A 13008-nucleotide genomic window follows, 5' to 3' on the forward strand; every position below is an offset into this window, starting at 1 on the left:
GACCTCTGCTACCCCTTGATGCCCTTCACACGGCGACCCAGCGCACGAGTAGCTTCGCGCTCCTCCGTGCGGCGCTTGATGTCCTGGCGCTTGTCATAGTCCTGCTTACCGCGGGCGAGTGCGAGCTCGACCTTCAAGCGACCGTTGGTGAAATACAGCTTCAGGGGTACAAGCGTGTTGTTACCATCGCGGACCTTGCCCCACAGGGTGTCAATCTCCTTGCGGTGCAACAACAGCTTGCGCGAACGACGCGGCGAGTGATTAGTCCACGAACCGTAGGAGTACTCCGGGATATGCAGCCCGCGCAGCCACACTTCTCCGTCATCGATGGTCGCGAAGGCGTCGTTAAGCGATGCTTTGCCCTCGCGCAGCGCCTTGACCTCAGTGCCCACGAGAACGACACCGCATTCGTAGGTGTCAAGAATGTTGTAGTCATGGCGGGCACGACGATTGGTGGCCACCACCGCGTTGTTGGCGCTGACCTTTTCTTTCTTCGACTTCTTCTTGCCCATAACCTACTTAACTCTAGTCGAAGAAGGTGCACTACAGCTATTTCCTAGCTATTCCCTTAACTTTCCCTTGTGCGCCTCCTTGCAGCCAACATATATATGCCTCTGGCCTTTTACGTTGTGACGCAACTTACTTTCCCCTAACCTTTTACCAACGTCTAACACAGAGGGATTTAAATATGGGACAGTCAAAAACGTTGGAACCGGACAAAGCGCCCCCGAAGCCAAAGGGGTTCCTAGCAACACTGGAACGCATTGGCAACGCACTGCCAAACCCGTTTTGGCTGTTTGTAATTCTTGCCGGTGTAGTCATCGTTTCTTCGTGGCTCGGTGAGGCTGCGGGTATGCAGGCCAAGGATCCCGCGTCGGGTGACATCATCGAGGTGGAAAGTCTCGCTACCGCTGAGTATCTGCAAAAGATGGTTTCTGAGGCGGTAACGAACTTCACGGACTTCGCACCAGTTGGCCTGATTCTGGTGTGCATGCTCGGTGTCGCCATTGCGGAGTACTCCGGTTACATCGGCTCGGCAATTCGCGCGGCAATTTCCAAGGTGCACTCCCCTGTCCTGCTGACATTCATCGTTGCACTGGCCGGCGTGACTGGTTCGATCGCTTCTGATGCCGTCTACGTGATTCTCATTCCGCTGGGCGCCGCCTCATTTGCCGCCGTTGGTCGTAACCCTATTGTCGGTGCGATGGTCGCCTTTGCCGCCTCGTCGGCCGGGTTCAATTCATCACTGGTGCTCAACATTACCGATGTGCTGCTGGCAGGCATCTCCACGCATGCTGCGCACTTCGTAGATCCGGAATACGTAGTTTCGCCGCTGGCCAACTACTTCTTCACCATGGCCTCGTCGATTGTGCTGGCTCTGATTATTACGGCTGTTACTGAGCTGTTCATCACCAAGCACGTGGAGAAGACCATCCACGACGATCATATTGACCACGAAGCTGCCGAGTTCACCAAGCCGGGCGCTTCGGAGGAGGCTGCTGAGGAAAACGCTAAGAAAAAGGAGCAAGACACCGCGTCGAGCAGCTCCAACAGCGGCCGCGATAAGCTCGTTCTAAATCCCTCCGAACGCCATGGCCTGCGCTACGGCAACATCGCCGCCGTCATCTTCCTGGCGCTGTGGTTCGCTGCCCTATTCATCCCGGGTTCGCCTCTGCGCGGCGAAGGCGACGGCATCTTGAATTCCGTGCTGCTTACCGACGTCGTGGTGTCCATTGCCCTCTTCTTCGCCGTGGTCGGTATTGCGTACGGCATTGGCGCCAAGACCATCACCTCCTCTGCAGATGTGCCCGCCTTCATGGAACGTGGCCTGGGCACACTGACCACAATGATGGTGCTCTTCTTCGCTGTTTCGCAGTTCACGGCCTACTTCAAGTGGTCCAATATCGGCCAGTGGACCGCCATCAAGGGCTCCGAATTCCTGACCAAGGCGGATCTGCCGCCGCTGTTGCTCTTTGCTGCCTTCGTCCTGATGGTGGCTGTTCTCAACATGCTGATTACCTCGGGCTCTGCACAGTGGGCACTGATGGCGCCGGTCGTGGTGCCGATGCTGATGTACGTCAACGTCTCCCCGGAGGTCTCTCAGCAGCTATTCCGTATTGGTGACTCCCCGACCAACATCATTACACCGATGTCGCCGTACTTTGCGCTGGCACTGACCTTCCTGCAGAAGTACTACAAGCCGGCGGGTGTCGGCACGCTGATGTCACTGGCCATCCCTTACTCGCTGTGCATGCTGGTGGGCTGGTTCCTATTCTTTGTTGTGTGGTATCTCGCGGGTATTCCGCTGGGGCCAGGGGTTCCGGTGCGTTAACTCACAACTTCTGGGCAACTGAGGGATTGGTCGAATTTTTCGGCCAATCCCTCAACTATTTGCGGTACTCGGGTTTAGTATTGCGTACGGTCGCCACCACAACGGGCGTCGTTAAGCGAAAACGTACACACTTTGAGCACACACTGAGACGCGGATATAACCTATGCCAACAAAGCACCTAAAATTTACGGGATCGACAGGCGAGACTCTGGCTGCATCGATTGATTTGCCCGACGGTAAGCCACGCGCGTGGGCACTATTTGGTCATTGCTTCACGTGTAATCGGATGGTGCCCGGCGCGTCACGCACCTGCAAGGCGCTGGCGAAGAAGGGCATTGCGGCATTCCGGTTCGACTTCACTGGCCTCGGGCAGTCCACTGGTGATTTCGGTGAGACGACGTTCCAGACCAACATCGATGACCTTAAGGCCGCCTACGAGTTCATGGAGGCAGAATTTGAGGCCCCCTCGCTACTGATTGGGCACTCGCTCGGTGGCGCAGCGGCGCTGAACGCCGGCCACGATATGCCGAAAATCAAGGCGGTAGCGACAATCGGTGCACCCTTCGATCCGGCACACTCGATTGTGCGCATCGCCGGTGACATTTCGACGGTCGATGAGCACGGCACGCAGGTTCTGCAGATTGAAGGTCGTGGCATTCCCATCTCCCGTGAGTTCTTGGAAGTGTTGGCGGACTACAACCCGGAGGTTTATCTCAGCCAGCTGCGCAAGCCACTGCTTATTCTGCACTCCCCGACCGACCAGACTGTTGGTATCGATAGCGCCCAGAAGATTTTCCAGGTCTCTCGCTATCCAAAATCCCTGATGAGCTTGGATCGCGCAGACCACTTGCTCACTCGCGCTAAGTCCGCCGCGCGCGCTGCTGACCTGATTTATGCGTGGGCGGATAGCTATCTTCCGGAGGCTGAATAGCCCTGTTATCATTAGGGGTTATGGACACAACTGAACACTCTGGCCACTCACACGGCCACGGTCATTCACACGGTCATTCACACGGCCATGACCACGCTCATATTGACCCCGCGAATACTCCTGCCCGTCGCCTGCTCGCAGCTGCGGGTCTAACTCTTGTCGTATTTCTCGCCGAGCTCATCGGCGGCTTGGTCTCGGGTTCACTGGCGCTGCTGGCAGATGCCGGCCATATGGTGACGGACTCCGCAGGCCTGCTTATGGCAGTTGCCGGTTTGGCTATCGCCCAGCGCGGAGCCAATCACCGCGCGACGTACGGGTACCGTCGTGTTGAGGTTCTGACTGCTCTCGTCAACGGTCTGACAGTTTTCATCATTGCCGCTGTGATTCTCTGGGGCGCAATCCGGCGATTCGGGTCAGTGGAGCAATCTGAGATTCAAACCACGTCGATGCTCATCATCGCAGTCATCGGCCTGCTCACCAATGTGATTGCGGCGTTTCTGCTCGCCGGCGCTGCCAAGGAAAGCGTCAACGTCCGCGGCGCGTATCTGCACGTGCTTGTCGACGCCGCTGGTTCGGTCGCCGTCATTATCTCCGCTATCGCTATCGCATACACCGGCTGGACTGCCATCGACTCGGTGGTCTCTATCGTGATTGCGCTCTTCATCGTCCCCCGAGCCGCCGTTCTGGTGCGCGACTGTCTCCACGTGTTGCTGGAGTACACCCCGAAGGGCGTCGACACTGAGAGAATCACTGCTGACCTGTCTGACTTGGACGGAGTGGTCGATGTCCACGATCTCCACGTCTGGTCCCTCAACGGCAGCGACCTACTGGCATCTGTCCATCTCGTGCGCTGCGACACGCTCCCCAACGGCGACGAGCACGCATTGCTCGACCGCGCGCAGGCACTGCTTCACGACGTCCACGGGATTGAACACGCCACGGTGCAAATTGAAAGAACCGGGCACGCTGACCACGAGTACCCGGCTCATACCTAAAATGTTCGGCTAGTAGCTGAAGTAAGATGCTAGCCCTCGAGCTGCTCCCCTAGCTCCAGCCACTCCATCTCCAGCTCTGCCTTCTGCTCAACCACCTCCGCAGCACGGCGATCGAGGTCCGCCAGCTTTTGTGTGTCCAAGTTGGCTACATCAGCACTCGCTTCCGCCATCTGCGCATGCAGCTTACTTTCCTGCTCGCTCAGCTTCGCCATCTTCCGTTCCAGGGCGCTCATCTTCTTTTGAACAGCATGAGCTTCCGCGGCTGAGAGCTTCGATGTCTCTTCGGCAGCATCATCTTCACGAGTTCGCGTGGCAGTGACGCGTGCACCCCTGTCAGCCAGCTGTGCGCGGCGCTGGAGGTATTGACCAATCCCACCTGGCAGGTTCGTCAGCTCACCATCGCCGAAAAGGGCCCAGGTCGAGTCGGCAATACGCTCAATCAGGTAGCGGTCGTGCGAGATGACCACCAGCGTGCCCGGCCAATTGTCCAGCAGGTCTTCCAATTCCTGCAGCGTGTCAATGTCCAGGTCATTGGTCGGCTCGTCGAGCAGCAGGAAGTTCGGCTCACTCATCAACACACGCGTGAGTTGCAAGCGACGGCGCTCACCACCGGAAAGGTCTGCGATTGGAGTGCGTTGCCGTTTCGGGGAAAATCCCAATCGCTCAGCCAGTTGCGAGGCGCTAATCTGCTTCTTGCCCAGGTCAATATAGGTCGCGACGTCCTCCACAGCGTCGAGCACACGCATATCCAGCGGCAGATCATCGAGCTCCTGTCGCAGCCAGCCCAGGCGCACCGTCTTGCCCTCAATTCGCTTGCCATCGCTTAGGGGGTAGTCTCCCGCCAACGCACGCAACAAAGTCGTCTTACCCGAGCCGTTAACACCGACCAGGCCGATGCGCTCGCCGGGGGTCAGGCGCCACGTGACGTCGTTAAGCAATTCCCTACCGTCGGGCGTTTCCAGGGACGCATGCTCCAACTCCACGACCACCTTGCCCTGACGACGCTGCGAAAACGCCATCAGCTCCACGGAATCACGCGGTGCCGGGACATCGGCGATGAGCGCCTCAGCTGCTTCGATGCGGTAGCGCGGCTTCGACGTGCGGGCCGGCGCACCCCGGCGCAACCACGCGAGTTCCTTACGCGCAAGGTTCTGGCGACGCTGCTCGGCGGCATCCGCCTGGCGCGCACGCTCGGCACGCGCGAATGTCCAGTCGTTGTAACCGCCATCGTAAAAATCGACGGTTCCGTCGTGGACTTCCCACGTCTTCGTGGCAACGGTATCCAGGAACCAACGATCGTGCGTGACGACGACCAGGGCTGCCCGGCGCGAAAGAACATGATCGGCCAACCACTGCACACCCTCAATATCGAGGTGGTTCGTTGGCTCATCAAGAATGAGCAGATCCAGATCGCGGACCAGTGCGGCCGCCAGGTTAACGCGACGGCGCTCACCACCGGAGAGATTGGCGACCTTGGTATCCATACCGAGGTCATTGATGCCGATGCCATCGAGGACCTCGCGGATGGAAGCGTTACCCGCCCACTCGTGTTCAGCGAGGCCGAGCGGTGCGATGACGCATTCAAACACGGTGGAGTTCGGGTCGAGCTCCGCGCCCTGGGTGACATGCGCCATGGCCATGTCGTTGGCTCGCGAAATACGTCCGGAGTCCGCCGGCTCCACGCCTGCCAGAATCTTCAGCAGTGTGGACTTGCCGCCACCGTTCAAACCGACAACACCGATGCGGTCGCCCTCTTGAACGCCGAGGCTGACGCCGTCGAGCAGAGTCTTGAGCCCGAAGGACTTAGAAATATTCTCGCAATTAATCAGATTCGCCATGATGAGTATTTATTGTGCCCCATTCGACGTTGCCAAGCACACGCCGGACATACCAGGCCACCGGCAGCTCATCGAACTGCTCTCGGGTTACCCATTTAAATTCCGGATGCTCGCCACTGAGCTGGACAGCCTGCGCGTCGTCAGGCTCGCGTACTAGAAAAGTCACCGTGTGGAAGCGGAAGTTCTCCCCGCCCATATCCGGATTGGAATAGTGGGCAAATTCGCTGACCTCCGCTGCGCGCAGGCCGGCCTCTTCACGCAGTTCGCGCACAGCGGCCTCCGCGGGCTCCTCCCCTGCGTCGAGCTTGCCACCGGGCAGATCCCACTGGCCCCCGAGGAAGCCCTCGTATTCGCGCAGCAGAAGCAGCAAGCGGTCACCGCGGAAAACTATGCAGTTGCACACCCAGCCGTCGTCGTCAGGCCAGAACTTAGTCCAAGCCACGCCGCGCGGTTCGCGCCGGCCGATCTCGGCCCTGCTGGGGTTGTCATCACAGTGCATGGGGAAAGATTGCCTGTCCTTTATTAAAAGCGCTGGTCTCGTGAGACCTCAGCGAGGCGAACGAAATCGGCAATTTCGAGCTTCTCTCCTCGCTGCTTGGGATCAATCCCTGCTGCCATAAGCGCCTCTTCGGCTGCGCGACCAGATCCGTAAATCCCCGATAGGGCCGCCCGGAGGGTCTTGCGGCGTTGCGCAAAAGCAGCGTCGATAAGCGGGAAGAGTCGCGCGCGGAACTGCGGCGAGATTTCCCACGGGGCCTCGGGGGCATCGGCGGTCTTGGAGTTCTCTGGAGCGTCGGAGCGAGCGTAGCAGTCAATGCGAACGAGCCCGGAATCAACCTTGGGGACCGGCCAGAAGACGTGCGGACCAATGGCACCGGCGCGACGCACTGTGCCGTAGTAGGCGGCCTTGACACTGGGGACACCGTAGATCTTGGAGCCCGGCTGAGCCGCCAGCCGGTCAGCGACCTCAGACTGCACCATCACGAGCACGCGACGGATGGTGGGCAGCTCGGCAAGCATGTGCAGGAGCACCGGTACAGAAACGTTGTAGGGCAGATTGGCCACCAGCGCATCTGGGGCAGTCTGAAAGTCCTCGCGGCTGACCTTCAGCGCGTCTTTCTCAATGAGCTCAAGTGCGCAGCCCTCGGCGCGCTCAGTGATTGTCTGGGGCAGACGCGCCGCCAGCCGCGGATCGATTTCAACAGCCGCGGCGCGGCCGCAGTGTTCGAGCAGCCCGAGGGTCAGCGAGCCCAAGCCGGGGCCGACCTCAACAGGGTAGGAATCCTCCGGCAAGTCCGCCGCAGCGACAATTCGACGCACGGTGTTGGCGTCGTGGACGAAGTTCTGCCCCAATTTCTTCGTCGGGACAATATCCAACTGCGCCGCCAAGTCGCGCACTTCGACCGGCCCCAAGAAAGAAACTTCTGCTTTAGTCACAGTTAGATACTACGGGGTCAACACAAAAAATAGGCTTAGCTCGTTATGGCTAGACGGAACTAGCTTTAACGAAGCCCCATGGAAGCGGTACAAGCGGGCCATGCGCCCCAACCCTGACCAGCCTGGACACGCTCAGCGACAGCAATCTGCTGCTCGCGGGAAGCCTGCGATGCACGCGGTGCATACTCAGTACCGCCGTAAGCTGCCCAAGTGGAATCGGTGAACTGCAGACCACCGGAGAAACCGTTACCGGTATCGATAGCCCAGTCGCCGCCGGACTCACACTGAGCCAGCTGATCCCACACGCCGTAGCCGGCAGCCGGAGCTGCAATGCGGGACTTAGCGCCCTGGCGAATAGTGGAGATACCCGGAGCCTTTAGCTCCTTTTCTTCCAGGACCTCGCGTCCGAGCTCTTCACCATCGCGAGAGGTGACCTTGACCTGACGCTCTACCTGGCCCGGTTCACCTTCCTGCTCAACGATGCGCTCATCTTCGAACATCGAATCATCTTCAATGATGTTCTCGTGAGCTGGAATCTCCTCAGTCTCGGTGATGGTCTTATCAATCAGACGAGACAGAGCGATGCGCATCCCCTCGGTGACCGGAGCATCCAGACCCGGCTCGACGGTGTCATCTTCACGCAGTTCAATGCCACGCTGAGCCAGCACATCTCCGACGGTCATAGCCGGGACGGTCAGGTCGATGTCCTTGGCATCGTCGTGAAGCACAATATTCTTGGCACGAACGACGTCGAGTTCGACTCCCTTAGCGGAAATCTCGCCCTTTTCGACCTCGACCTTGTCCTTATCGGAGATGAGCCCCTGCTTCTTCAGACCTTCAATCAGCTCATCGGTAGTGATGGCATTGGTCTTGTGCTCCTGCGGCTTGCCATCGACAATCATCGTGACTGGCTTGGCAGAGCGGTAGACCAGCTTGCCGCCGTCCGTGAGATCGCCCTGACGCTGAACCAGGTCGCCACCGGTGGTTTCGACACCAGCCTTCTGCAGAATGGCCTTGTCATCCTTGGACCAGGTTGCGATTTGCTCAACCTTACCGTCGATTTCGACGGTGATGGTGTCATAGTTGGATGCTGCGACAGTACCACCCAGAGCAACAGCAGCGACCAGACCGCCTGCGGCAATCTTGGACGAAGTGGAGACTCCGTCATTAGCACGATTGAGATGACGCTTCTTCGCAGCACTCACGGGGTTCGTCACAGCCTTTCGGAGGATGGGGCAGCTAGCAAATGAAAGAAATACAGTTTGTAACAGTACGGTAAAGATTCAGTGTTGTCTAAAATATATCGATAAAAGTGACGGGAAATACAACAAACCGGGGTTAAGTAGCAAAAAGTGTGTCTGACTTTCAGCATTACTGCTGATTAGGCTGGGTAAATCGGGCGGATATAAGCATCAAGACCTTATATCCGCCCGATTAGTGTTCAATCCACCGGAATGGCACCCGCATGTGCTAATCGGGGGTTGGTGTGCTTTCCGGGTGAGTAAAAACAGACCACGATGCCCGATATGCGCTGGGCAAATGAAGAAAAACGGAACCACTTCTAAAGGCACAACCAGGTGGCGATGCAAGGACCCGAACTGCGGCAGTTCCACGACACGAACCCGCACCGACCGCACGCAGACCCGCGACTTTAAAGCCTTCGTCTCTTATGCCACCTCCACAGCAACGTTGTCTGAACTCGCCCAGCAACAAGGGGTAAGCCGTTGGACACTTGACCGCCGATTCAAACCGTTCTGGCTCATCGACATCCCCAACGACGGTGACCCACAGCGCATCTACGACCAGATCTTCATCGACGGTACCTACACCGCCGCCGGATGCTTGCTCGTCGCAGCCAGCCACGACCACGTCATCGCATGGCACTGGACCAAACACGAAACCGCCCACGCCTACACGCAGCTACTCCGCAAAATCGCTGAGCCGCTCTGCGTCGTCCTCGACGGCGGACAAGGCGCACTTACTGCGATTAAAGCCTGCTGGCCGAACGCGATAATCCAACGATGCCTCGTCCATGCGCAACGCGTCATCCGCCGCTACACCACATCACGACCACGCACCGACGCCGGCAAAGCCATCTACGCCCTGGCGTTGAAACTGACCCGTATCACCACACTCGACCAGGCACGGGAGTGGACGCTGCGTCTGCACGACTTCGGACAGGTATTCAAAGCATTCCTCAACGAGAAAACGCCCGTGTCAAAAGAGCGCCGCACACTCAACAACCAGTGGGAATGGACCCATCTGCGAGTTCGCAAGGCATACAACTCCCTGCTGCACCTCTCACGGAAAGGATGGCTGTTTACCTACCTGCAGCCACCACCGAATGCGCTTGAGCCTCAACGCTGGGCTTCAACGACAAACAGTCTGGAAGGCGGCATCAACGCCGGGCTCAAACGCATCGCCGACGCGCATCGCGGCAGGTCCGGGGAACGCCAACGAAAAATGCTCGAGTGGTACCTGCACTCGAAAACGCAACTGCCTGACGACCCATTAAAGATCGCCAGGCAGTGCAATTTCGGCCAAGATCAACTCGCCAAAGTCAACGATCTTGTCGAAGAAGACCACAACAAAGCCGACCATGAAACAGGCCGACCAGCCTTCTACGACAACGCTATCCCAACCGAGTACGAACACTCGATAGGAATCAGAAAAGGCCCCATGAAGTAACAAACGGTGTGCCCGCCCCGCAACACGCCGAGCGGACACACTTTTTGCTACTTAACCCACAAACCGCCCCGGCTGCATTTCCACAGCTCAGGGGCGGCAATACGCCAGCACGTGCTTAAATGCCGTACACCCGACGTGCATTATCCGTCAAAATCTGTGCCATCTCCTCCGCCCCGATTTCTCGGGCTGCGGCCATCGCACGCGCCTGATGACCGATAAAAGTGGACTCGTTGCGCGCACCTCGGAAAGGCTCCGCGGTCATGTACGGGGCATCGGTTTCCACCAGCAGCTGCTCCGCCGGCGCCTCAGCCACAGCCTGCCGCAGGTAATCATTGCGTTTGAAGGTCACGTTGCCGGTAAAACTCAGCAGGTAACCGCGTGCAATGGCTTCGCGGGCAACCTCGATGGGCGAAGAGAAACAGTGCAAAATGACCGTATTGTCGTAGCCGTCCAACGCCGCCATCAGGTCTTCATCGGCGTCGCGGTTATGAATCATCAACGGCTTGCCGACGGTTGCTGCGAGCTCCATATGCCACTGCAACGCAGCCAGCTGTTCGCTCTTCGACGCGCAGCCGTCGAGGGAATCCAGCCAGTACCAATCCAATCCCGTCTCCCCCACGGCCACAACCCTGGGGTCGGCAGCCATTTCGGTTAAGCGGGCCTTGGCGTCGTCGTCAAGCTCGTGCGCGCGCGTCGGATGGATGGCGGCGGCGGCCCAGACGTTGGGGTGCGCGTGCGCAGCGGCAAAGGCCAGTTCGGTTTCCGGCATGCCATCGCCGACCGTGCAGACTCCGACGACGCCCGCTGCGGCGGCCCGGTCCATGAGCGCCGCAATCTCTTCCGGAGTTTGCGCCCCACAGGACGCGAGATGCGTGTGGGCGTCAAACAGCGGAGTGAGATACACCGCGGGTTCTGCAATCTTGCGTTTGCGCTTTCCCATACCTCTACTGAGCCCCTACTTCACCTGTGCCCACTCGGGGCCGTGCTCAGCCAACTCAGAGTCGAGCTTGGTGAAAATCGGCTTCGGCTTGGCCAGCGCCGTACCCGGCTCAATGTCGAAGCGACGCCAGGCGGCCTTCTGATTGACGTAGTCACCAGTGATGATTGGGTAGCTCCTGCCCTCTGCCGGCAGGTCAGCGCCGACCGGCTCGACCGGCATGTCGTCCTGGACTTCCTGCACTTCCGGCATTGCGGCCCAGATGCCCTCGCCGCCCAGGGTCTCGAAGACCTTCTGCGCGCTTTCCGGCAGGTACGGGGTCAGCAGCACATTGGCATCGCTGACTACCTGCAGTGCTGTCCACAGCACGGTGGCGAGACGCTCGCGCTGGGATTCGTCCTTCGCCAGCTTCCACGGCTCCTGCGCAGCAATGTAGGCGTTGGCCTCTCCGACCAAGTGCATGGCGGCGGTGATACCGGCGCGGAAGCGGGACAGCGCAAGCGCGTCGCCGACCTCGGCGAAGGAACGCTCAGCCAGGTCGAGCAGTTCACGGTCAGCGTCAGTGAGTTCGCCCGGAGTTGGCACCTCACCGAAGTTCTTGAAAGCCATGGACACGGTGCGGTTGACCAGGTTGCCCCAGGAGTTGGCCAGCTCGTTATTCACGCGGCGGACGAACTCATCCCAGGTGAAGTCGGTGTCCTGGTTCTCCGGGCCTGCCATCGCGATGAAGTAGCGCAGCGGATCCGGACCAAACTCCGCCAGGAAGTCCTTCACATAGATGACAACGCCCTTGGAAGAGGAGAACTTCGAGCCCGACATGGTCAGGTACTCCGAGGAGACGACCTCCGTCGGCAGGTTCAACTCACCGAGCTCCCCGACCTCGCCCCCGCGGGAGCCCTCGCCACGGTAGCCCAGCAGCTCAGCCGGCCAAATCTGGGAGTGGAAGGTGATGTTGTCCTTGCCCATGAAATAGTAGGACAGCGCCTCCGGGTCATTCCACCACTTGCGCCACGCTTCCGGGTCTCCAATGCGCCAGGCCCACTCGATGGAAGCGGATAGGTAACCGACGACGGCGTCGAACCAAACGTAGAGTTTCTTCGTCCCGTTTTCCGACCAGCCCTCCAGCGGAATCGGCACACCCCAGTCAATATCACGGCTCATTGCACGCGGACGGATGTCCTTCAGGATGTTCAGGGAGAACTTCAGCACGTTCGGGCGCCAGTCCTTGCGCTCCTGCAGCCACTCGGTCAAGGCCTCTGCCAGAGCCGGCAGGTCGAGCAGGAAGTGCTCAGTTTCAACGAACTTCGGGGTCTCGCCGTTGATTTTCGACACCGGATCAATCAGATCGGCCGGGTCAAGCTGGTTACCGCAGTTGTCGCACTGGTCGCCGCGGGCACCGGAAGCGCCACAAATTGGGCAGGTACCTTCGATGTAACGGTCCGGCAGGGTGCGACCGGTCGACGGGGAAATCGCACCCATCGTGGTCTGCTTGACCATATAGCCGTTTTCGTAGAGCCCACGGAAGAGCTCCTGGACAACGGCGTAGTGGTTGCGCGTGGTGGTGCGCGTAAACAGGTCGTAGGAAAGCCCCAGACCCGCGAGGTCCTGCACAATCTGGCGGTTGTAACGGTCGGCCAATTCCTGGACAGAAACGCCTTCCTTCTCCGCCTGCACAAGCAGTGGCGTGCCATGCTCATCAGTACCGGAGACCATCAGCACGTCATTGCCAATCATTCGCTGGTAGCGAGCGAAAACGTCCGAGGGGACACCGAAACCTGCAACATGGCCGATATGTCGCGGACCGTTAGCGTACGGCCACGCAACTGCTGTGAAAATGCGAGACATATCTA

At 59.1% G+C, this 13008-nt stretch carries 11 protein-coding genes; 4 read left to right on the plus strand and 7 right to left on the minus strand.

Annotated elements, in window-relative coordinates:
* Nucleotides 1-8: 8 nt before the first annotated feature.
* Nucleotides 9-512 carry an SsrA-binding protein SmpB gene (gene smpB, locus HMPREF1206_RS10305; protein ID WP_005511394.1) on the minus strand — a complete coding sequence of 168 codons (504 nt, stop codon included), beginning with the start codon at nt 510-512 and terminating at the stop codon, nt 9-11.
* Nucleotides 513-688: 176 nt separating this feature from the next.
* Between smpB and HMPREF1206_RS10310 the strand changes: the two genes are divergently transcribed.
* The 3 genes from HMPREF1206_RS10310 (at nt 689) to HMPREF1206_RS10320 (ending at nt 4258) form a co-directional block, all read left to right on the plus strand.
* On the plus strand, nt 689-2332 hold the full coding sequence (locus HMPREF1206_RS10310) for an AbgT family transporter (protein ID WP_016423248.1): 1644 nt from the start codon (nt 689-691) through the stop codon (nt 2330-2332).
* A 163-nt stretch (nt 2333-2495) separates the two neighbouring features.
* Nucleotides 2496-3263: a S9 family peptidase gene (locus tag HMPREF1206_RS10315; RefSeq protein ID WP_016423249.1), complete on the plus strand. Its 768-nt coding sequence runs from the start codon at nt 2496-2498 to the stop codon at nt 3261-3263.
* Between the two features lie 20 nt (nt 3264-3283).
* Nucleotides 3284-4258, plus strand: coding sequence for a cation diffusion facilitator family transporter (locus tag HMPREF1206_RS10320; protein WP_016423250.1), 975 nt, complete (start codon nt 3284-3286; stop codon nt 4256-4258).
* A gap of 29 nt (nt 4259-4287) precedes the next feature.
* Here the strand turns inward: HMPREF1206_RS10320 and HMPREF1206_RS10325 are convergent, their stop codons facing one another.
* The 4 genes from HMPREF1206_RS10325 to HMPREF1206_RS11430 form a co-directional block, all read right to left on the minus strand.
* A complete protein-coding gene (locus tag HMPREF1206_RS10325) occupies nt 4288-6096 on the minus strand; it encodes an ABC-F family ATP-binding cassette domain-containing protein (protein WP_016423251.1) in 1809 nt (602 codons plus the stop codon).
* Entirely contained in the window at nt 6080-6538 is a 459-nt protein-coding gene (locus HMPREF1206_RS10330) for an NUDIX hydrolase (protein ID WP_284781964.1), read from the minus strand. The genes HMPREF1206_RS10325 and HMPREF1206_RS10330 overlap by 17 nt, the downstream gene beginning before the upstream one ends.
* Nucleotides 6539-6618: 80 nt before the next feature.
* On the minus strand, nt 6619-7533 hold the full coding sequence (gene rsmA, locus HMPREF1206_RS10335; protein WP_016423253.1) for a 16S rRNA (adenine(1518)-N(6)/adenine(1519)-N(6))-dimethyltransferase RsmA: 915 nt from the start codon (nt 7531-7533) through the stop codon (nt 6619-6621).
* A 65-nt stretch (nt 7534-7598) separates the two neighbouring features.
* Complete coding sequence (locus tag HMPREF1206_RS11430) at nt 7599-8750, minus strand: resuscitation-promoting factor (protein ID WP_304412134.1); 1152 nt, start codon at nt 8748-8750, stop codon at nt 7599-7601.
* 280 nt (nt 8751-9030) lie between these two features.
* Here HMPREF1206_RS11430 and HMPREF1206_RS10345 point away from each other — a divergent pair, with 280 nt between their 5' ends.
* On the plus strand, nt 9031-10221 hold the full coding sequence (locus tag HMPREF1206_RS10345) for an IS1249 family transposase (RefSeq protein ID WP_162838042.1): 1191 nt from the start codon (nt 9031-9033) through the stop codon (nt 10219-10221).
* Nucleotides 10222-10336: 115 nt separating this feature from the next.
* Here the strand turns inward: HMPREF1206_RS10345 and HMPREF1206_RS10350 are convergent, their stop codons facing one another.
* Entirely contained in the window at nt 10337-11161 is an 825-nt protein-coding gene (locus tag HMPREF1206_RS10350) for a TatD family hydrolase (RefSeq protein WP_016423255.1), read from the minus strand.
* A 15-nt stretch (nt 11162-11176) separates the two neighbouring features.
* Nucleotides 11177-13003 carry a methionine--tRNA ligase gene (gene metG / locus HMPREF1206_RS10355; protein WP_016423256.1) on the minus strand — a complete coding sequence of 609 codons (1827 nt, stop codon included), beginning with the start codon at nt 13001-13003 and terminating at the stop codon, nt 11177-11179.
* Nucleotides 13004-13008: the final 5 nt, after the last annotated feature.

Source organism: Corynebacterium sp. HFH0082 (assembly GCF_000411235.1).
Lineage (GTDB): Bacteria > Actinomycetota > Actinomycetes > Mycobacteriales > Mycobacteriaceae > Corynebacterium > Corynebacterium jeikeium_D.

Coding starts and splice junctions, on each gene's coding strand:
- HMPREF1206_RS10350 (WP_016423255.1), bottom strand. CDS start 11,161: ATGGGAAAGCGCAAACGCAAGATTGCAGAACCCGCGGTGTATCTCACT.
- HMPREF1206_RS10315 (WP_016423249.1), top strand. CDS start 2,496: ATGCCAACAAAGCACCTAAAATTTACGGGATCGACAGGCGAGACTCTG.
- HMPREF1206_RS10325 (WP_016423251.1), bottom strand. CDS start 6,096: ATGGCGAATCTGATTAATTGCGAGAATATTTCTAAGTCCTTCGGGCTC.
- metG (WP_016423256.1), bottom strand. CDS start 13,003: ATGTCTCGCATTTTCACAGCAGTTGCGTGGCCGTACGCTAACGGTCCG.
- smpB (WP_005511394.1), bottom strand. CDS start 512: ATGGGCAAGAAGAAGTCGAAGAAAGAAAAGGTCAGCGCCAACAACGCG.
- HMPREF1206_RS10320 (WP_016423250.1), top strand. CDS start 3,284: ATGGACACAACTGAACACTCTGGCCACTCACACGGCCACGGTCATTCA.
- HMPREF1206_RS10310 (WP_016423248.1), top strand. CDS start 689: ATGGGACAGTCAAAAACGTTGGAACCGGACAAAGCGCCCCCGAAGCCA.